Source organism: Paenibacillus sp. FSL M8-0212, assembly GCF_038004645.1.
In the GTDB taxonomy this organism is placed as follows: Bacteria; Bacillota; Bacilli; order Paenibacillales; family Paenibacillaceae; genus Paenibacillus.
In genome coordinates this window covers 3,087,611-3,108,475 of the sequence record NZ_JBBORP010000001.1, presented here as the reverse complement: position 1 = coordinate 3,108,475, position 20,865 = coordinate 3,087,611, and the positions used below count along the sequence as shown (strand labels likewise).

Genomic DNA, 20,865 nt, shown 5'->3' with positions numbered 1-20,865 from the left:
AACGTCACAACGCCTCCTCAGGTAAAATGGTTGGTTCATTCTCTCCACTGCACATCCTCCGAATGGTGCGATACAACACTTCCGTACCCAGTCCAATATCCTCCGGCGAAGAATATTCGCTGGGATGATGACTGATGCCGTCTTTGCTGCGGACAAAGATCATGCCATAATCACACACAAGCGAAAGGGCCAACGCATCATGGAACGGACCACTCATCAGTTCTGGCAAAGGAACCCCAATCTCTTCCGCGGATGAACGTATTACCGACATGATTGGCTCTGCACAATACCTCGGCTCACTGTTCGTATCCTCTGTCAGCGAATAAGTTAGACCATATCGGAAACTCACGTCATCCAAAATGTTCATCAATCGGGCTTCAAGCCGGTTCCTGCGCTCCATCTCCATGTCTCGTAAATCAATCGTGAAGCTGACTTCCTCCGGAATAATATTCCTGGAGTCTGGAAACACCCTCAGACTACCCACCGTACCTACGGTTGGGGCTTCGGGGTCTTCTCTCACCATATCGTCAAAAGCCGCAATGACTTTGGCGCTGCCTACTAAAGCATCATGCCGCATCCCCATCGGAACGGAGCCAGCATGACCCGCCATGCCTTTCATCGTCACCGTAAGCCATAACGGGCCCGAGATGCCCGTCACCAGACCCACAGGAGCATTCAGTGCTTCCAGCACCGGCCCCTGCTCAATGTGCAGCTCCAGATAACTGCCTATGGAACCTGGCGGATAGATCGCTTCTTCAAAATCCGAAGGAGAACAGCCGAAGGCTTCCAGCGCCTCCCGACGGGTCACTCCGTTTTTATCCTGACGCTCCAGTTCGCCTTCTTCCAACTGACCGGTTATGCCACGCGAGCCGAACAAGCCTTTGTTAAAACGGGAACCCTCTTCATCACAAAAGGCAACTACCTCAATCGGCATACGTGGCTGAATGCCATTTTCGATCAAGCATTGCACCGCTTCGAGTGCGCCGAGCACACCAATCGCTCCATCATATCGACCGCCATATGGCTGAGAGTCGATATGGGAACCAATCATGAGGATCGGCAGCGCCTGATCCGCGCCTTCCAGACGACCAATCAGATTACCGAAGGGATCAAGTCGAGTCGTCAGACCGGCATTTTCCATCCAGAGACGAACCTGAATGATGCCGTCCATGTCCTCCGGGGTCAGGGCAAGTCGGCAGACACCCGTCTCCGCGATTCGGCCAATGCGTGATAACTGCTCAATTCGCTCATTCAGCCGAAGCTCATTAATGAGTTTGCCTGTTGTGGTCTGCATCCTCCCTCGCCTCCTTGCGCTTATTTATCGCGTAATGATATGAAAATCTCCAGCTCGCTTGCTAAACCGTAAACGTCTGTCGTACCTGTGTATGGCAACTAACCTGCGTCCAGACTACGGAGTGCAACGAGCAAACTTCCCGCGATCAGATCCAACTCATCCTCGGTGGTGACAAACGGTGGTGAGATTGTCAAAATGTTTGCAAACCCCGGCACGGTGTCACCGTTCTTGCCAATCAGAATGCCGTCCCTTTTACAACTGGCGAGTACCTTCATCACTTTATCCGCTTCCGCAGGAGAACCATCTGCTTCAATCAATTCCACCCCACAGGCGAATCCGAATGAACGGATATCCCCCACAATGGACAGCTCCAGCAAAGGTTCCAACTTCTCACGAAGCAGGTATCCCAGTTCCTCCGCGCGGCTGACCAGATTCTCTCGTTCCAGAATCTCCAGATTCGCCAGTGCCACCCGGCAGGATACGGGATTCCCGCCAAAGGTATTCACATGGCGAAAATGTGCATCCGGTCCGGGTTCGCGGAACGTGTCATACAGATCGGCTCGCACGGCCGTTGCTGATAATGGCGAATAGGCGCTGGTCATGCCTTTTGCCATCGTCACAATATCTGGCTGTACGCCATAGTTCTGATGACCAAACTTCTGCCCGGAGCGGCCAAAACCACAGATGACCTCATCCACAATGAGCAACACACCATAGCGTTGACAGATCTCTTGTACGGTACGCATGTAATCTGGCGGTGGGACAATCATGCCGCCTCCTGTAATCACTGGCTCCATAATTACTGCGGCAACCGTCTCAGGACCTTCCCAACGAATCACCTCTTCATAGATGGTTGCACATTCAAGTCCGCATCCATCCTCTTTTCGTCCAAACGGACAGCGGTAGCAATACGGTGGTGGAACATGAGAGAAACCTACGCCGAGCGGCTCGTACTTGATCTTGCGGGCGGCTTGCCCGGTCGCGCCCAGCGCGCCCATGGAGTTGCCGTGATAGGCACGGTGACGGGAGATGAATTTGTGCCGAGTAGGCTCACCATTCTGATGATGATACTGACGGGCTATTTTGAAAGCCACCTCATTTGCATCTGAACCCGAGTTGGAGAAGAATATTCGATATTCCCCCTCCAGCCAGTCATTCAGCTTCTCCGCCAGCAAAATCGCCGGTTCGTGACTCTGCGTCATCGGGACATAAGCGAGTGCTTTCATTTGTTCGTAGGCACTTCTCGCAATCTCCTCACGGCCATGCCCCACATTCACACACCACAGTCCGGACATCGCATCCAGATAACGTGTACCATCCTGATCAGTAATCCAGCTTCCTTCTCCACTTACCGCAATCATTGGATGATCGTTATGAGGCGAGATGTGATGCCACACGTATTTGCGATCCTTCTCCAGCCATTCTTCCTTCGTACCGCCAAGCGGCTGCGGCTGCTGATCTACAGAACTCATTCGTCATCCTCCTTCTATAAGCTGATCCAATATGCTTTACACATGCCCACTCCGATTGCAGTACCATCTTCCGATCGCTGTTATCCCCAGATTTTCTAGATTCATTTTTCCTTAAGGAAAAATCCGGGGATAAAGGCGCACGCTTCGCTTCCTCAGATTGGTTCTGCACTCTTCGGTTCTCGTGTAATGTTGGTCCACGCTTATTTCACCGCTTCTTCATAGATGCTTTTCTCCAGCGCTTCATCCAGGTTGGCCGCTTTTTTGATCAAACCATAATTCAGTGCAATATCCGCAGTCCGGGTAAATGACTCATCCACAAAGCTACCGACCTGCTGCTCCGTAAATCCTTCCGGGCGAATCAGCTTGGCAATCTCTTCGAGCATCGTGACCTGGTGTTCACGAGTGGTGCTACCCTCCGTCACATTACTCATCACGATATCCACCGTCTCATCCTGATTGTCGATGGCGTAATTCCAGCCTTTCAGAATGGCACGGGTCACTTTAACCGCAAGCTCACGGTTGTTGTCTACCCACTCCTTCTTGGCAATCAGCGTATCCTCCAACATGCCAACACCGGCATCTTCAATGTTGAAGACATCCAGATCGGATTCTTTTGTTCCACTTTCCAGCACCACGTGATATTCGTTATAGATCGTTGCCGTCGCCACATCTACCTGATCATTAAAAAACTGATCCATTGTGAACCCCTGCTTCACCAGTTCAATGTCTTTCTTCGGATCCAGGCCGTTCTTCTCCATAAATGCAAGCACCTGAAACTGCTGACTGCCAAACCAGGTACTGACCTTTTTGCCTTTCATCTGAGCGGGATCGGTAATACCTAGAGACTTCTTGGCAATCAAGCGATAACTGCTCTTCTGTGAGATCTGGGCAAGCGAGACAAGCGGCAAACCGTTATCCCTGCTGACCAGCAGACTGTCTACTCCCGTGATCCCCACATCGGCCGCGCCATTGACTACCTGCTGCTCAATCACGATATCCGGCCCACCCGGAATAATCTCGGCATCAATGCCTTCATCTGCAAAAAAACCTTTTTCCTTCGCTGCGTAAATCCCGGCAAACTGAGCCTGCGGCACCCATTTCAGTTGAATTTTCACTTTGGTTAACGGTTGATCTGCTTCTCCCGCCCCTCCTGAACTCGCAGCTACAGGCTCAGCCGCTGGCTCGGACTTCGTAGAACATGCGCTCAGCATCGTAACAACCAACAGGACCAATACCAGCAAACCCGGCTTCAACGTTTTGTACATGTACAGAACAACCCCCTGTTTATATACGATTTTTCAATCTGACAGTGTGAGGCTCTACTTCACCAGCTCTATCAATCTATGGTTGCTATCCTGATGTACGTTAGTGATCTGTGCGTGCACGATTCCATGGAATGAGTCGCTTCTCTGCCAGGACAACCGCTTCATACAGCACAATACCAAGCGCGGCGGCGATGACAATGCAGGACCAGGCCAAGGGCATGTTCGCCAGTCGAATCTGATCCGAGAGCAAGTACCCGAGTCCCTGGGAGGCGATGAAAAATTCACCCACAATGGCTCCGATAATACTGGTCGACATGTTAATCTTCAGTCCGGCGAAGAGGGAAGGCAGCGCGTGAGGCAGTCTTAGCTTCCAAAAAAACTGCATCCTGCTTGCAGCAAGACCACTCAGCAGATCACTGTACTGCGGCTGAATGGAAGTCAGTCCTTTGAACAGGCTGACAGCCATTGCTGCCATCGTAATCACCGTGACAACAGCAATACGGGACCAGATCCCGTCTCCAAACCAATTGTTCATAATCGGGGCAAGAGCCACGATCGGAACAGCGTTAAGTGCAGACAGAACCGTAACCGCCGCCCTGCCGCTTGTTGGAAAGAACGATGCACCTGCCGCTGCCAGAGCGCCTAGCAGTGAACCGAGCAAGAAACCTCCCAGCATTTCGGTTCCGCTGTACATCGCATAACGAAAGAGCATATTGGCATTTTCCTGTATCGATGCCGCAATCGCGGAAGGCACAGGCAGTTGGTAGCTTTCCAGCGCGAATATCCAATGAAACAACCTGAGCTGCCAGAGAGCGAGAAACATCACACCTGCACCCCAAGGAAGCATGCTCAGTACAATTGAGCGCCCGCGAACGCCGGTGCCTGATCCGGCCTTTTCGGCTTGTCCCTGTAGTCCATGAATTTCCGATCCGGGAGCAGATGTCATCTGTGAACCCGTAAGGGTCGTTGCCGGACCAGTTACAGCAGCAATTGCCACACCTTCATCCCGCTTCCGTTGCAAAACTCTACCTTCACTCATGTGGCATCACCTCCTTTGGCCCTGAATTCAGGCTGCCAGGGGGTTAGCCAACGTTCAGCCAGACTGATGGCCAGATACGAGATCAGGCCAATGCCAATGCTAAGCATGATGGTGGCCCAGAACATGCCAACTTGGGCATGACCGTAATATAACGAACTGACCATCAGGACGCCGAGTCCGTCGGGAGCGCCCATCAATTCCACAACGATGGAGGAAGTCACCGCGAGCGGAGCGGCTATTTTCATACCAGAAAATAGTCCCGGCAGTGCTGAGGGCAGTAGGCATTTGATATATCGTGCAGTCAGTGAAGCACCACAGGAACGCATAAGTTCCAGGTGCTCTGGTGCTGCACTTTTCAATCCTTTTAACGTATGGATAATGATCGGGAAGAAGGTGACATACGCCGCCATAACAATTCGGGCCCACTCCGCGTTGTGGATGATGCCGTACACGATTGGTGCGAGACCAATAACCGGAACCATCTGTGAGGAGACAACATATGGCGATAACGTGCGCTCCAGCCAGATAGCCCCACTCATGAGTAGAGCCAGACCCAGACCCAGCAACGTTCCCCCTGCAAAACCAATGGCGGCATTGCCAAACGTGACAGCCCCCTGCTCTGCCAGCGTACCCGAGTAACGAAACAAGGCCACAAGAACATCATGCAGATAAGGAAGGCGAGACGCCGCCTGCTGGGGTGACAGGAACAGTTGGAGCATCCAGGCGATTCCTTCCCACAGCACCAATACGGATATAATCCAGATGACGACCCAGGATCGATATCCTGGTTTAAAGAACCTCAGGGACATGAGATTCATCACGCTCCTCGTAGAAGCAATTGCGAATGGTTGTGATCATGTGGTAGAAAGCTTCCGTTTCTCTCAGTTCACTATGGCGGTCAGAAGGCAGATTAACCGAATGAATGGAATGCACCTGCCCCGGATGCGCCGAGAGTACGATGATCCGGTCGGACAGAAATACGGCTTCGGGGATGCTGTGTGTGACAAAGAGGAAGGTCTTGCCTGTTGAGCGCTTGATCTCAAGCAGCTCCAATTGAAGTTTTTCTTTGGTGAATTCGTCCAGGGCGGAAAAGGGTTCATCCATAAGCAGCAATGGCGGGTCAAGCGCAAGGGCTCGTGCAATGGATACACGTTGCTGCATCCCTCCACTGAGTTGCCATGGATAATGGTCGGCGAAGCGGGTTAGCCCTACCATTTCAAGCAGTTCACCGCTAATGCGGCGGCACTCCTTTCGGCGGGTACCGAGCAGTTCCAAGGGCAATTCCACATTGTGACGAACGGTGCGCCAATCGAACAAGGCTGGTGTCTGGAAGACAATGCCGAATTGTCGCTGTAGCCGGGCCCGCTCAGGCTCCTGACCTGCAATGCGAACGGTGCCTGAGGTGGGCTGAAGTAGATCACCCACCAGCCTGAGCAAGGTCGACTTGCCACAGCCGGAAGGGCCAAGCAGCGAGACAAACTCATTGGACTGGATCTGGAATGTAACATCCGACAAAGCAGTGACTTGTTGTGTACCTGTGCCAAAAACAACGGACACATGATCTACATCAATATGGCAGGCTTCGGGGACTGTAGCTGAGGGTGCGGAGGACATTGGCATTCTCCTTTGTGGAAGTTATTTTCATTGCACACCAAGGCTGAATGGGAGGTTTATATACACGAACGTAACAGGTTTTGCTTGTTAGATAATACTATATCGCTTTGGGCGGAGATTACATTATACAGTCTGTTTTGAGTATGGGCCTGTTCATGTTACACAATGTAAAATGAGATGGATTCTCAGGTACATCCATGTGAATTTTCTTCGTAGATAGCTAACATATATTTCACCTAACAACAAGCGCACGATTATTTGTATTTATTGAATAAATATTCGGAAAATATGACATATCCCCTCGTATTCTTGTTCATTTTCTTGTATAAAGATTGAATAGACGTACAAGGACTTCCACCTCCACGTGAGTCAAAGCTCCTGAATAATGAAGGCGGTATCACTATTCCGGATCAATCCCCACGCAGGCTGGTTTCCTTTGTCATATATCACTTTGAAAACCACATATATAGGTCTATCCAAAGATCAGTAGAACGAAGCTTTCAAATCCAGAAATCGGGGTGGTCATGATGTTTGATTGGCTGGGATGGAGAAAAGGATTGCCGCTGTGGCGATCGTATCGGTTGAACGCACATATGAAGGAAGATGTGGAACAGATTTTTGAGGGAATTGCCGAAACGAGACGGCAGCTTATGATGGACTGGGCAGATGAACAATGGAACCACCTGGATCGTTTGCTCCAACAGTTACAGTCGGTCCAATTACAGGATGTATTACGAGATTCACAGCAACTAAGCAAACTAGATGCATGGTTTCAATCCAGTTATAATCGAGCCGTTGACAGTACGGAGCTATTCATGCTGAACGAACAGAATCAGGTGGTATTCTCTACATATAAGAAACATATTGGACAGATCTATAAGGATCACGAAGCATTGATTGGACCAGGATTGAAATACTCCAGAGCAGATCGTCAGGGCAAAAAATGCTTGTATGGTCCTTATTCCGATCCACTGACGTTGGATATCGGACCGCGCTCGTCCGCTTTTCACGATGATGTCACCTTACTGTTTATCAACCCCATTCTACAGGAAGGTCGATATGTCGGTTCATTATGCAACCGTGTTCCCGCGGATGTACTGGGTGACCTGATCCAACGAGAATCAGGCCATATCTATCCCGATTCCGGTGACAATTACCTCTTTATGGCTAAGTCGATATTACGGCCCCATCTGCAACCCGGTACCGCCTTATCCCGAAGCCGCTTCGAAGACCGTACCTTTACGCATGGGGAAAACCTCAAAGATGGTGTAACCACCGAATGGGGGATCGTTTCCGTTAAGGAGCATACCGAGCTGGAACTCATGTTCACTGATCCGTCGACCGGAGAACTGCATCCCGGGGTAGCAAACACCATTCAGAATGGTTCCAATCTGTTCGTAGCCTTTCCCGGCTACTCGGATTATCGCCATATTTCTGTGATCGGCAAAGGCATCACCTTCCAGCTGCCACACTGTCCTGATCGCTGGGGAATGATGTGTGAAGGGGATCTGGAGGAAGTGTATCGGATACGAAGCATCGGCTGGCGCCAGTTTAAGCAGCACAGTCTCTTTACACTTTTGTCAGGCGTTGCAGGAGCCGCTCTTGTCTATGCCCTCACTGGTAGTGGTTGGAGTGCGGCAGCAATGGCCGCTTTTAATGTGTTATTCGGATTCTTCACTGCATTACAGCTGCATCGTAGCCAATATCGACGGGTTCATGAAGACTTACGCCGCATCAGCCGATTTATTCGAATTAACGCCGAAGGCAGGGGGGATCTGACCCAACGTCTAGACACGTCTGCTTTTGCCCAAGACGAATCGGGTGAACTGGCGAAGTGGATCAACAACATGATTGACTCTCTGGAAGGCATTATGCTGAAGGTACAACTTGCCACGGTAGACGTTATGGACAACCAGTATCAGATGCGAACTTCAACAGAGACAACCCAGGGTACGACTGAGCGTGTGAACCACAAGCTTGGTTCGATGATTCAGGCCATTCGCACCCAACTGGAAGATCTCGATCAGGCCAGAATCGCTGCCGATCACATGCGCATAACGCTGCAACAACTGGAGACCTCTGCAACCGAACAGATCGGCGTGGCCCAGCAGGAAGTGGAACGAATCGGCGACAAAATGACCCAAATCTCAGGAGCGGTATCCGATACCAACCGTACCATCCTGTCCTTCATGGATACGATGAAAGAGATTTACCGTGCACTGGCTGTCATTGATGAAATTTCAGCTCAGACCAACCTGCTGGCTCTCAATGCTACCATTGAGGCTGCACGCGTGGGCGAACATGGTCAAGGCTTCTCGGTCGTGGCAGGGGAAATCCGCAAGCTGGCCGAGTTATCCCGCTCTTCTACTGAAAATATTCATCAGATTCTGGACCGAATCTCAACGGCAGCAGGAGCTGCATCTCAATTAATCACAGAGGGTGATCAGGTACTGGCTGAAGGAACAACATTGGTTCAGGCCGCTTCGCAACTTCTGCAAAATGCTACCGCTGAAGAACCTGAGCGCACACAAGTTGTGGATCAAGTGGTCATGCTGATGGAGAATATTGCTGCAATCAGCCATCAAAATCGGGCGACTTCTGCTGAGGTAGAAGCTGAGATGATGGAGCTGATTCATGATATGTTACAGGTTCAGCATTCTTCGCATAACGTGGAAGCCATCACGGTCTTTCTGCAACAACTCGTGGGACAATTCCACCTGAACCACCCCGCCAAAAATGCTGTCATCTGACGTTATCGTTGACGCGGATTGGAGAAATAGCTAAAATTTGATGCAACTGTTCCTTTTGAAATTGTCGTATCATTTATAATAGAAGATTTCCAATCTGAACCGATGAAAGGGTGGTCTGCATGGAACTGCTTCAGGATTCATTTGGCCGGATACATGACTACATCCGTATTTCTGTTACGGACCGCTGTAATTTACGCTGTGTGTATTGTATGCCTGCAGAGGGTATGGAGTTTGCTCCACATGATGAGATTATGAGCTACGAAGAGATCGCACAGGTGCTGAAGGTGCTTGCTCCGATGGGTATGCGTAAAGTTAGGCTCACTGGGGGCGAACCGCTGGTGCGCAAGGATCTGCACAAGCTCGTCGGCATGATCTCGGGCATCGACGGGATTGACGATATTGCACTCACAACCAACGCTCTTCTACTGGATAAGCAAGCTCAGGCATTGAAAGACGCTGGATTGAACCGGATTAACATCAGTCTGGATTCCCTGCGAGCTGATCGCTTCTCCATGATTACCCGCGGCGGAGATGTGAACAAGGTACTGAAAGGCATTGAAGCTGCAACAGCCGCTGGCCTTGCTCCGATCAAGCTGAATGTTGTGCTGATGAAGGGTATCAACGATGATGAGATCAAGGATTTTATTGCAATGACGATTGATCAACCTCTCCATGTACGTTTTATTGAATATATGCCGATTGGACAGGCTTCGGATTCATGGCGCAAATCTTATTTGCCGCTGGAAGCCGTGACAGATGTATGTGCTGAAGCAGGCTGGACGGTAGAAAATACAACAGGCCCTGCGGGCAATGGCCCATCACGCAATATGAAAATTGCGGGCTCCGAAGGCACATTTGGATTGATTCATCCCGTGAGCGATCACTTCTGTGACAATTGCAACCGACTTCGGCTGACCGCTGACGGACATATCAAAGCCTGCCTGTACTGGTCGGATGAGTATAATGTTCGCCGCTTCGTGGATGATCCGGATGCCATGGCGGCGCTTTTCCTCAAAGCGCTGGGTACGAAACCAAAGAACCATGAGATGGCTCTGGCTTTGGAACAAAAAATGCAATCTCACACGCCGACGGTACGGCGCATGTCCCAGATTGGCGGATAGCAACAGTACGCATATAACACAACCGCGCATTCCTTCGTACGGGTACATATTTGTACCGTCAGGATGACCTCTTCACACAACGGATGAGATAACGCTGGCGCGGCGAACCCTTACGTAAATCAACATGGATCACGAGACATGGAGCATTCAATAGAATAAGTGGATAGCAAAGCAGACGAGAACTTGATTGTTCTCGCCTGCTTTTTCGTTATGTTTTCATAAATTCCTGAAAATCATCAATTCTCCTGTTTCATTTGTTAAAAATTTAATTAATATACCTTATTGCCCTTGTTGGGTCTTCAAGATTCCGATAATTCTGACGATGTATATACATACATCTAGATAATATGCACACATACACTATAGGAGCTGAACCTTATTGAACATTGTTGAAGCACTCGTTGCAGCGAGTCCATATTTTAAAATTATGCTCAAAGAACACGATATCATGATTGCGGTAACCGATACCGAGAAGTTCTGGTATTATGTTCCCAGCAACGAGCTTGATCTGGGCATCAAGGCAGGAGACCCCGTTTCCCTCGATGACCCTACACTCCGCCGGGCACTTATACATGGGGAAACTTCAGCGAACCGAATTGATGCAAAATTCTATGGCACATCAATCAACTCGGCGGCTACCCCACTTCGGGATGAGCAAGGAAATATCGTGGGCACGCTTGCCATTGGTTTCTCTCTTCAGAATGAGGAAAAACTGGAGTACTTCACTGAATTGATCGGCGGTATCAGCGGAAAATTAACAGATATGGTGCAGACGGTAGCTGCCCAATCCGAGCAGTTGACGGCATCTTCCACGCAGATTTTGGATAATACCCGCATGGCTGTACAGAACTCAGGCGAAGTGAATAAAGTTGCCGCATTCATCCGTGAAATCTCAGAACAGACCAATCTGTTAGGCCTGAATGCAGCCATCGAAGCGGCCAGAGCAGGTGAAGCAGGCGCCGGATTTAGCGTCGTTGCATCTGAAGTGCGTAAACTTTCTACAGGTACCAAAGAAGCTACGGTGAATATCGAACGTTCCTTGAAGGATGTTCAGCATTCCATTCAGCAGATGGAGCAAGAGATCACATCCATCTCACAGTCTAGCAGCCAACAGGCTGTGATGGTAACCGAGTTCAGCGAGGTCATTGATCAGTTGAACAGTGTAAGCCGTGATCTGAAAGTGTTTATTGAATCCATGCTGCTGAAGGCAGAATAGATCCGATTACGATGACCTTAACTCAAATGACTAACCATATATAAGAGACGCTACACCAAAGCGTTATCGAGCACTACATGTTCCAACTCAATAACTAGATCAGCAGGTTATGCTGATCACCAAATTCAGCACTCATATTGAACTCCCTGCGCGATTAACGTCACGGGGAGTTTTTTTATTTTAAACAAGACGAGCCAGATCACGGTCCTTCTATGAATAGATGAGCTTCCACAGCATCATAACCGCCAGTCCAACCATGACCACAGCGGACAACCGATTAAACACCAGACTGATGCGTCCAGTTAGATCCGTTCTCCCAACCACCCTGCCTGCGCCTGCAAGTCCCAAGAACCATATCCACGACACAGCTGCCGCTGTCAGGGCAAAATAGACGCGCTCCACCCCTTCATACTGAAGTGAACTGGTGCCAATCACAGCAACCGTGTCCAGCAGAGCATGCGGATTGAGTAAAGACACCGATGCAGCAAACGCAATCTGGCGCCCCGCTGACATTACCGTCTGCGAACCTTCCACAGATTCGGATGACCTCCAGATACTCCAAGCCATATACAGCAAAAACAAGCTTCCTGCGCCATACAACACATTCGCCAGCAATGGCCATTGCAGCAAAATGAGTGATACTCCTCCAACGGCTGCCCCGATCAACAGCGTATCACTGACCCCTGCCGTTATTACAGCAGGCAGTGCATGTATATAACGCCTCTGGCTCATGCCCTGGTTAAAAATAAATACATTCTGCACACCCAGTGGCAAGATCAGGCCAAACGCCAGAACCACTGCATGAATAACAACCTCCATCGTTCTTCCCCCTTATCTCTGTCCTCCATATTAGGGCAGATGATAACTGACGTGACCAACCACTTGGATGGCATCAGACCCAACCAAATGATATAGTGTTTGTTACAAAGAAAAACGGAGGTGATTCTGCCGGTTATGGAACGCTCTGATTCCCGGCTAAACATGGGTTGGAAGCCAAATCCTTCTCTCGACTTGCCCTTGTATCGCCAGATTGAAGCCTATATCCGGCAGAAAATCACAACGGGCGAATGGTCCGCAGGATACCGTCTCCCATCACAGCGAATATGGGCTGAGTCCATGGGCGTAAACCGCAGTACATTGGTCACTGCCCTTGATAATCTGGCCGCCACGGGTCTGCTTGAAGGCAGACATGGCGGGGGAACTTATATTTCCGGCTCCGGTTGGCATGGCATGGCTCATGGAGCGATGCCCAACTGGAATGAAGCCATCGAGGAGGGTTGGTATTACCCCAACCTGCCCGAGATCCAGCAGATTAATCAGGCTGAATTCCGACCTGGCATCATACGGCTTGGTACAGGGGAGCTTGCCCCGGAGCTGATGCCTCAGGATGCTTTTAACGACATTCTGTATGAACTGTCCCATCGTTCTCGTACACTGAACTACCTGGAACCTCAAGGAAGCCTGGAGCTTCGTGAGGCTTTATCCGCCCATTTGCAGACGACTGGCATTCAGGCCTCTCCAGATTCCATACTGATCGTATCCGGCTCTCTTCAGGCGCTGCACTTGATTTCGGTCGGACTGCTCCCTCGCGGATCAGCGGTTCTGCTGGAAAAACCGTCGTATCTCTATTCCATTCACGCCTTTCAGTCAGCAGGGTTGAAAATGAGTGGTATCCCGATGGATAACGAAGGCCTACACATTGCACGCCTGGAGGATGCTGCGCAGCATGTCAAAGATCAAGATCATATCTCGCTTCTCTACACGATCCCGAGCTTTCACAATCCCACCAGCTCTGTCATGAGTGATCACCGCCGGGAAGAACTCATGACCACCGCTCGGACATTAGGCATCTCCATACTGGAGGATGCCGCCTACGGTGATCTATGGCTGGATACACCTCCTCCGTCATCACTGAAGGCGCGTGATCAGGAAGGACGGGTGCTGTATATGGGTACCCTGTCAAAGGCAGTCAGTCCCGGTCTGCGCCTCGGATGGCTAGTTGGGCCAGAGCCGGTCATTCGCCGTCTCGCAGATATCAAGATGCAGACCGATTATGGCACCAGTTCACTCGCCCAAGAAGCTGCTGCCCTGTGGTTCGCCGAAGGACATCATGCAGGACATATGGAACGCCTTCGCCCTGAGTTACGCAAACGAAGAGACTTCATGCTGGATCTGTTGCAACAGCACTTTCATGGCATAGCGAAGTGGGAAATACCCGCTGGGGGCTTTTATATCTGGTTGCAATTCACTGTCTCCCCTCTCTCCATCCGCCAATTGTTCCATACCTGTCTGGAGCAAAATGTACTTATCCACCCGGGCTATCTGTATGACAGGCTGGACGCGAGTCACATTCGGCTCTCATACGCGTATGCTTCACCTGATGAGATGGAACGTGGACTACAATGCCTGGCAGAGGCCGTCCACAGACTTATAGACTCTAGCTCCTGACTTCGACGAATACTGTTTCCTGATTTCACCACAAAAAAACAGCCTTGACCTGGAAGGACCATGTCCTTCAGATCAAGGCTATTCGCGTAAGTTTCGTAAGTTTGTCCGAATACCAGTACGGGCAAATACCAGCTGCGCTGCGGGATACCTTTGAATGTTTTACCCTTTGACCGCACCCTCCGCAATCCCCTCCATAATAAACTTCTGGAAGAACGCATAGATCAGAATAACTGGAATCGCAGTCAGTACCAGGGAGGACAGAATCAACGGCCATTCCTTGTTATATTCACCAAACAGCATGTTCGTGGACAGAATCAGCGTATAACGATTCACATCGGTCAACATGAGCAGTGGCAGCAAGAAGTCATTCCAGATCCACAGGAAGTCCAGAATTGCGATGGTGACTGTGATCGGAAGCAGCAGCGGGAAGATAATCTGGAAGAACGTCTGGAACTCATTACATCCGTCAATCTGAGCCGACTCCTCCAATTCACGCGGAATGGACTTCACAAACCCGTGATAGAGGAAGATTGCCATGTTCACACCAAGCCCGATATAGATCAGGGCCAATCCGTACGTGCTTCCTTGCACCCCCATGCCTTTGGCTACCCGTGTCAGCGGAATCATGATTGAGTGGAACGGTACCAGCATGGATGCAACAAACAGGAAGAAGATCAGGTTGCTCAAGCGGCCTGAGGTACGTGACAACTTGTATCCCGCAAGTGAGGCACAGAAGACGATTCCCCCGATCCCCAGAAAGGATACAATCGCCGAGTTCATCGAACTGCCCAACAGATTGATTTTGTTAAACGCGTCCGAATAATTCTCCCAGTGCAACGTTGTTGGCAGCGCGATAAAGGATTGGAACATCTCACCTTGTGTTTTGAAAGAGTTCACCACGGCCATGTAGATCGGCAGCATAGCGACGAGAGAGCCCAGAATCAGCAGCAGTCGAATCAGATAACTGTTCAGTCGTTGCATCCTCATGCTTCCACCTCTTTCTTCTTCATGACGGTGATCTGGATGAGTGTAAAGATGAGCACGATGATGAACAGCACAACCGATTTGGCACTCGCATAGCCGTATCTGAAGTTGTTGGAGAATGCTTCTTCATAGATGTTCATCGTGATAACCTGCGTGGCCCGGCCCGGTCCACCACCAGTCAGTCCGTACACCACTTCGAACACTTTAAATGCTCCGTTCAACGTCAGGAAGAAACAGATGGTCACGGCATGAGTAATCATCGGCAACACCACATTGCGCAGTACTTGGAATGCGTTAGCCCCATCAATAACTGCCGCTTCCTTGAGGCTTTTTGGCACACCCTGGAGAGCAGCCAGATAGATGATCATCATATACCCTACACCGTTCCAGAGCGATACGATCAGAATGGAGTAAAATGAAAACTTCGGATCACCCAGCCATTGCTGATCCAGGAACGAAAAAGCCAATTTCTGTGCGAGCTGTGGCAACACCTGAGAGAAGATGAATGTCCACATGAAAGCACTGATGATTGTACTGATCATGTTAGGCATGAAGAACAGCGTCCGGAAAAGCCCTTTGCTGCGCGTCCGTGACTCAATCAACACGGCGAGTAACAAGGCAATTCCATTTTGCAGAATCAGCATAAATATTACATATTTCATCGTGAACCACAGGGAGTTCAGAAAGTCGGGATCTTCTTTGAACAATTCCACAAAGTTGCCCAGACCGATAAAGCTGTAATCCCGATTGAGTCCGTTCCAATCCGTCAGACTATAGAACATGCCACTAAACGTGGGATACAGCAGGAAAATCGCATAGATGACAAAGGCAGGCGCAGTGAACGCGAGCAGTGACAGATACTTCTTGAACACATTCGTAGCCATAGGTTCTCCCCCTTTTCACTCGAAGCGGATGATTGTAAACGAGGGAACGAAGATCGTTCTGCCTGCCATATCATCTGCTTGGAGACTGCGACGAAATAAAGTACCGCTAATTTGTTGACAAAACTCCCAAAACCGTTGAGATTTTGCCAACAAAAGCAGGTACTAAATTTCTCGCAACTCCTTACTTGTTGACTTTATTGTAGGATTTCCACGCCTTGTCGAGCGCATCGATAACCTGCTGTTGATTTATTTGCCCAGAGTAGTAGCCTTGCAACGCTTTGCCTGACTCGTCTTTCACCGCTTGAGGAAGGGATGGGTCCTCATAAGCTTTACCTTCACTCACATATTTCTGGGCATCGTCTACCCAAGGGAAGCTCTTGAAGTCATGGATCTTGGCAATCGGATTAAACTTGAGTGCTTCGTAGAATGCGCTTGAATCCTTGTCATCGAGAATGTAGTTCACGAAATCGAGTGCCACTTCTTTGTTTTTGCTAGATGACGATACTGCCAGTGAAGTGGAGGTGCTCAGATTGATTTTGGTATCATCCGGATTGTCATTGATCGGCATTGGTGCTACACCAAAGTTAAAGTCCGGGTTGGACTTCAGAATGGTTTCGGCAAACCATGGTCCCTGAATCCACATCGCGGCGCTTCCTGATGCGAAGGCTGCTGAACCATCATCTCCGCCCACTTCCAGCGCTTTGTCCGTTCCATTGGCATTGACGAGATCGAAGATATCGAACAATGCTTTCATATCGGAGAAGGAGCCCTGATCCTGATTCATCTTCTCCACGAAGTCTTTGTGCTCAGACTGAGTTAATGCACCCACGGTAAGTGGCAGGAATAATTGCGGAATCCAGGCTTCTTTGTAGGACAGTTCAAACGGTGTAATGTTGGCTGCTTTGAGTTTCTCCACGACCTCTTTCATTTCCGTTAACGTCGTTGGCACTTCCAGCCCTTGCTCTTTGAAAATATCTTTATTGTACAGATAGCCCCATGATACTGTTTCCAATGGAACAGCTACGATTTTGCCCTCCGCATCCGTTATGGAAGGTTTAACCGAATCCAGCAGCTTATCGACAAAAGGTTGGCCCGACAGGTCTTCCAGATAACCAGCTTTGCTGAATGGTGGAATCTCATTGACTGCATGCAGGGCGAACACATCCGGTGCATCATTGGAGGCGAGGCGAGTCTTCAGAATCTGAGGGGCATTGTCCGCTGGCGGCATCTCCAGTTGCACGTTCACCTCAATGTTTTTCTCTGCCTTCTCCTTGGCTTTGAACTGTTCTATATATTTATCGTAATGTTCTTTCAGCCGAGGTTGTGCAACGAATACTTTGAGTGATACCGTGCTGCCTGACGCCGACTCCTCCTGCCCATTGTCCGTTCCTGCATTGGAACCGCAACCTGCGAGCAGAACACTGACCAGTACCGCACTTGCTACGCTTTTCCATACTTTCATCTCTTATGACCTCCCGGTGTGTAACTGGTTTGTCTTTCATAGGCTCATTATATATCAGAAAATGAAAGCGCTTCATTGGACAAAATTAGACTTGTGTGTTGGATTATTTTAAACCTTAATCCAGCCGCAAATCCTCTCTCAAACGGCTCATTCCGTGCTACTGCCTGAATTGCCTCACATATGAGGTTGTCCCTTCCGCATCTCCCCTGGAGAAACTCCGAAATGCTTCTTGAACACCCGATAGAAGTAGGACACATCTTCATAACCCGCCATCTCGGCAACATGCTTGAACGGAATCTGTTCATCCATCACCCATTCTTTCGCTCTCGTCATACGTAATTGGACAACATAGTCGGTCACATTCACCTCATACTCCTTCTTGAATACCTTGCTGAGATATTCCTTGCTGACAAAAAAGATCTGGGCGAGCTGTTCCAGCGTAATCATCTCCATACAGTGCTGCTCAATGTATTGCTTCACCTCGTCCAGGTTCAGCTTGTTCTTGAATTTACGCTGCGCAATCAGCTGCTCCAAAGCCTGATAGTACGGAGTCGAAATCCATGCAATCGTGGATCCGATGGAAGCCAGCGCTATTGAAGGAGGTAACGCCGTTGCTTCGGGCCGCTCGTACAAGCCATTTGAGACGCACAGTTCATCCAACAAAGCCTGTAGTTCATGAGCCACCCTTCCAAGCTGTCGAGGTCTGTTAATCTCGCATCGTTCCAGCTTCTGCTGCAATTGTTGGAACCACTCACGCAGACTCTGAACGTTCAGGTCATTAAACCGCAAGCGAGCCTGCTGCTGAAACAGGGAGAACTCACCTGCGAACGTAGAAGGATACGATTCCCATGATTCAGGCGCTGATTCAACCTTTTCCAACTCTTTTGCACATTTGGCAAGTACACCATTCAGTTCATCCGGATTCACCGGTTTGAGCAGATAATCTGCAGCCCGATGGCGGATCGCATGTTTTGCATAATTGAAGTCGTCATATCCACTCACCACGATCACCTTGATCTGTGGGTACTGTCCGCTCAGCGTCTGTAGCAGCTCCACACCGTCTGTACCGGGCATGCGCATATCCGTAATGATAATGTGAGGCTGATGCTGCTTGACCAGTTGTATGGCCTGCTCACCATCCTCTGCCTCACCTGCAACGGTCATGCCGAGTTCATTCCAATCTCCCAGGTTGCGCAAAATATCCCGGTTCCACGGTTCATCGTCCACCAACAGCACTCTGTACAGTTCTTTGTTCACAAGGCTTCGCCTCCTGTATTGCAGGGGATTCGTACCGTAACGCTTGTCCCCTGTCCGTATTCACTTTCCATGCTCATCCCATATTCAGGTCCAAAATGCATTATAATTCGTGAGGCCGCATTAACCAGTCCAATACTTGTACCTGAACTCCACACCCGATCTGCCTGCAAGGTAAGCCGCTCCAGTCTGGACTGCATCTCCGTTAGTTTCTCAGCATCCATCCCCACACCGTTATCACGAATTCGAATGGTTACATCTGTAGGTTCACAGACGACTTCAATACCCAGCTTCCACTCGCCCTGTTTCTTCTCCAATCCATGTAAAAATGCGTTCTCCACAATGGGTTGCAAAGACAACTTGGGAATATAACATGCCCGAAGTTCCCCGGTAATCTCCAGGGTATATTCAAGCCTGCCGGCAAAACGTTGCTTCTGAATCAGCATATAATGCTCCAACTGATCGAGTTCAGACTGTAGAGGGACAAGTCCATCCGGCGCTCGCACAATATAACGAAACATCTCGCTTAAGGCTCGAATGACTTTGTAACTGTCAGCCGGTTTTTGCGAGTAGACCATGCCGCCAATCATCTGCAACGTATTTTGCAGGAAATGCGGATGGATCTGAGATTGCAGTGCTTTGAGCTCGGCCGTCTGCTTCTCCAGATTCATCAGGTAGTTGTCACGAATATGTTCCCGAATACGATTAGCCATGCCATGCAGATTTTTCTCCAGCAGACCAATCTCATCTACCCGACCGCTTCGTACCACTTCCCTGTCCTTGATCAGTTGAATACCCTTCATGGAATTCGCCAGTCTGACAATGGGCTTTGATGTGCGCCAGGCCACGAATACAGCCAGTCCCACAGAAATGACGGTTGCCAGGCCACCCACAACCAATCCGTATTTCATCGTTTCCAAGGCACTTTCATTAATGACATGGGCAGGTACAATCTTGATCACACGCAGTCCTGACGGCTCAATGGAATGAAAGAATACGTATTCCTTGGCTGTACGGATAAACCCCGAACTTTCTTTTGTACCTGCCAATTTCTCTAGTGCTTCTGCAGAAGGCTGAATCTCTTGATTTGGCTGATAGACCGGACTACCCGCGCTATCAGCAATGTATACCGCATAGTCTCCCCGGCTATCCAGCAGCTCCAGGGTCTGGTTGAACTCAGCCCACTTGACCTCCAAACTGATGGCGCCGATCTGTGCCTGATCCTCAAAGCGGTTCATACTGCGGGTCATGTGAAACTTTTGCGGATCGTCCGGATCATTGATAATCGTAAAATCTTTATGTTGTGCAAAAAGCTCATGATACCCTTCCGGTATTTCCGATACCGCCTTGATGCGAGAATCCATGGAGTTGAAGGTGAACAAGGTGTCCAATTCCTTCAGATACAATTCAACGCCAAATACATAATTGCCAGCAGAATAGTATACACTGTTCAGCATATTGAACATGGCCTTCTGTTCATCGAATCGGCTGGCTGCCGGTGCTTCCTGGTTCAATGCCAGATATTGATGCAATTCGTCACTGATCTGAATCGAATAGATAATATTGTTCATGCGAGCGAACTGTTCACCCAGATAGATGGAGGCCCAATTCATATTGGCTCGGTTGGTCTCCATAATCTCCTCTTCCATGGAAGAGCGGGTATTCTCGGCTGCCATAGCGGTCATGGCAATGACGGGCAGAACGGCCAGCAGCGTCATGGTAAGAATCAATTTATTGCGAATGCTGCGTTTGAAAGGATCTGTCAGCTTCCGATAACATTCGGTAAACACAGCGCATCCACTCCTAAGCTAAAATAGACAAACGCCCCAGCATGGAAGCCGAGGGCGCTTTGGTCTTTATATTCGTTTGGAAATGTTAAAATATCACGTTATACAATAGAATGAATGGTTACACGAGATCACTACGTGGTCAGAACAACCTTCTGATCGCTGTTATCACCGGATTTTTTTGATTCCCTTTTTCTAAGGGAAAAATCCGTTGATAAAGGCGAGGTGCATGCTTCCGATGCAGCTTTCTTTCAGAAAGCTTTTAGCGTCGCTTC

The 20,865-nt window shown here is 49.6% G+C and carries 16 protein-coding genes; 4 read left to right on the top strand and 12 right to left on the bottom strand.

Annotated features, from left to right (window positions below):
- Positions 1–4: 4 nt before the first annotated feature.
- The 6 genes from MKX68_RS13765 to MKX68_RS13740 form a co-directional block, all read right to left on the bottom strand.
- Positions 5–1,294, bottom strand: a complete 1,290-nt coding sequence (locus MKX68_RS13765; protein WP_340912310.1) for a M20 family metallo-hydrolase — start codon at positions 1,292–1,294, stop codon at positions 5–7.
- 98 nt (positions 1,295–1,392) lie between these two features.
- Positions 1,393–2,766: an aspartate aminotransferase family protein gene (locus tag MKX68_RS13760; protein WP_340912308.1), complete on the bottom strand. Its 1,374-nt coding sequence runs from the start codon at positions 2,764–2,766 to the stop codon at positions 1,393–1,395.
- 200 nt (positions 2,767–2,966) lie between these two features.
- Positions 2,967–4,031, bottom strand: coding sequence for an ABC transporter substrate-binding protein (locus MKX68_RS13755; protein ID WP_339788403.1), 1,065 nt, complete (start codon positions 4,029–4,031; stop codon positions 2,967–2,969).
- Positions 4,032–4,131: 100 nt separating this feature from the next.
- Positions 4,132–5,070 carry an ABC transporter permease gene (locus tag MKX68_RS13750; RefSeq protein WP_340912304.1) on the bottom strand — a complete coding sequence of 313 codons (939 nt, stop codon included), beginning with the start codon at positions 5,068–5,070 and terminating at the stop codon, positions 4,132–4,134.
- Positions 5,067–5,879 (bottom strand): ABC transporter permease, encoded by an 813-nt coding sequence (locus tag MKX68_RS13745; RefSeq protein WP_340912301.1) that lies wholly within the window; start codon positions 5,877–5,879, stop codon positions 5,067–5,069. Before MKX68_RS13745 ends, MKX68_RS13750 begins: the two co-directional genes overlap by 4 nt.
- Entirely contained in the window at positions 5,860–6,684 is an 825-nt protein-coding gene (locus MKX68_RS13740; protein ID WP_340912296.1) for an ABC transporter ATP-binding protein, read from the bottom strand. Before MKX68_RS13740 ends, MKX68_RS13745 begins: the two co-directional genes overlap by 20 nt.
- Positions 6,685–7,208: 524 nt before the next feature.
- On the opposite strand from MKX68_RS13740, the gene MKX68_RS13735 reads away from it, so the two are divergent.
- The 3 genes from MKX68_RS13735 (at position 7,209) to MKX68_RS13725 (ending at position 11,771) form a co-directional block, all read left to right on the top strand.
- Complete coding sequence (locus tag MKX68_RS13735; RefSeq protein WP_340912293.1) at positions 7,209–9,434, top strand: methyl-accepting chemotaxis protein; 2,226 nt, start codon at positions 7,209–7,211, stop codon at positions 9,432–9,434.
- A gap of 119 nt (positions 9,435–9,553) precedes the next feature.
- Positions 9,554–10,555, top strand: coding sequence for a GTP 3',8-cyclase MoaA (gene moaA, locus MKX68_RS13730; RefSeq protein ID WP_340912288.1), 1,002 nt, complete (start codon positions 9,554–9,556; stop codon positions 10,553–10,555).
- Between the two features lie 379 nt (positions 10,556–10,934).
- Positions 10,935–11,771, top strand: a complete 837-nt coding sequence (locus MKX68_RS13725) for a methyl-accepting chemotaxis protein (RefSeq protein ID WP_124116569.1) — start codon at positions 10,935–10,937, stop codon at positions 11,769–11,771.
- A gap of 210 nt (positions 11,772–11,981) precedes the next feature.
- Here MKX68_RS13725 and MKX68_RS13720 read toward each other — a convergent pair whose 3' ends face one another.
- A complete protein-coding gene (locus tag MKX68_RS13720) occupies positions 11,982–12,590 on the bottom strand; it encodes a LysE/ArgO family amino acid transporter (RefSeq protein WP_340912284.1) in 609 nt (202 codons plus the stop codon).
- 135 nt (positions 12,591–12,725) lie between these two features.
- On the opposite strand from MKX68_RS13720, the gene MKX68_RS13715 reads away from it, so the two are divergent.
- Positions 12,726–14,219 carry an aminotransferase-like domain-containing protein gene (locus MKX68_RS13715; protein ID WP_445671071.1) on the top strand — a complete coding sequence of 498 codons (1,494 nt, stop codon included), beginning with the start codon at positions 12,726–12,728 and terminating at the stop codon, positions 14,217–14,219.
- Positions 14,220–14,378: 159 nt separating this feature from the next.
- Here the strand turns inward: MKX68_RS13715 and MKX68_RS13710 are convergent, their stop codons facing one another.
- The 5 genes from MKX68_RS13710 to MKX68_RS13690 form a co-directional block, all read right to left on the bottom strand.
- A complete protein-coding gene (locus tag MKX68_RS13710; protein ID WP_062836914.1) occupies positions 14,379–15,206 on the bottom strand; it encodes a carbohydrate ABC transporter permease in 828 nt (275 codons plus the stop codon).
- Positions 15,203–16,087, bottom strand: a complete 885-nt coding sequence (locus MKX68_RS13705; protein ID WP_145324507.1) for a carbohydrate ABC transporter permease — start codon at positions 16,085–16,087, stop codon at positions 15,203–15,205. Before MKX68_RS13705 ends, MKX68_RS13710 begins: the two co-directional genes overlap by 4 nt.
- Positions 16,088–16,268: 181 nt before the next feature.
- Entirely contained in the window at positions 16,269–17,549 is a 1,281-nt protein-coding gene (locus tag MKX68_RS13700; protein WP_340912278.1) for an ABC transporter substrate-binding protein, read from the bottom strand.
- 174 nt (positions 17,550–17,723) lie between these two features.
- Positions 17,724–18,806, bottom strand: coding sequence for a response regulator (locus MKX68_RS13695; RefSeq protein WP_340912276.1), 1,083 nt, complete (start codon positions 18,804–18,806; stop codon positions 17,724–17,726).
- Entirely contained in the window at positions 18,803–20,593 is a 1,791-nt protein-coding gene (locus tag MKX68_RS13690; protein WP_340912275.1) for a sensor histidine kinase, read from the bottom strand. The genes MKX68_RS13695 and MKX68_RS13690 overlap by 4 nt, the downstream gene beginning before the upstream one ends.
- Between the last annotated feature and the right edge of the window lie 272 nt (positions 20,594–20,865).

Coding starts and splice junctions, on each gene's coding strand:
- MKX68_RS13765 (WP_340912310.1), bottom strand. CDS start 1,294: ATGCAGACCACAACAGGCAAACTCATTAATGAGCTTCGGCTGAATGAG.
- MKX68_RS13760 (WP_340912308.1), bottom strand. CDS start 2,766: ATGAGTTCTGTAGATCAGCAGCCGCAGCCGCTTGGCGGTACGAAGGAA.
- MKX68_RS13755 (WP_339788403.1), bottom strand. CDS start 4,031: ATGTACAAAACGTTGAAGCCGGGTTTGCTGGTATTGGTCCTGTTGGTT.
- MKX68_RS13750 (WP_340912304.1), bottom strand. CDS start 5,070: ATGAGTGAAGGTAGAGTTTTGCAACGGAAGCGGGATGAAGGTGTGGCA.
- MKX68_RS13745 (WP_340912301.1), bottom strand. CDS start 5,879: ATGTCCCTGAGGTTCTTTAAACCAGGATATCGATCCTGGGTCGTCATC.
- MKX68_RS13740 (WP_340912296.1), bottom strand. CDS start 6,684: ATGTCCTCCGCACCCTCAGCTACAGTCCCCGAAGCCTGCCATATTGAT.
- MKX68_RS13735 (WP_340912293.1), top strand. CDS start 7,209: ATGATGTTTGATTGGCTGGGATGGAGAAAAGGATTGCCGCTGTGGCGA.
- moaA (WP_340912288.1), top strand. CDS start 9,554: ATGGAACTGCTTCAGGATTCATTTGGCCGGATACATGACTACATCCGT.
- MKX68_RS13720 (WP_340912284.1), bottom strand. CDS start 12,590: ATGGAGGTTGTTATTCATGCAGTGGTTCTGGCGTTTGGCCTGATCTTG.
- MKX68_RS13715 (WP_445671071.1), top strand. CDS start 12,726: ATGGAACGCTCTGATTCCCGGCTAAACATGGGTTGGAAGCCAAATCCT.
- MKX68_RS13710 (WP_062836914.1), bottom strand. CDS start 15,206: ATGAGGATGCAACGACTGAACAGTTATCTGATTCGACTGCTGCTGATT.
- MKX68_RS13705 (WP_145324507.1), bottom strand. CDS start 16,087: ATGGCTACGAATGTGTTCAAGAAGTATCTGTCACTGCTCGCGTTCACT.
- MKX68_RS13700 (WP_340912278.1), bottom strand. CDS start 17,549: ATGAAAGTATGGAAAAGCGTAGCAAGTGCGGTACTGGTCAGTGTTCTG.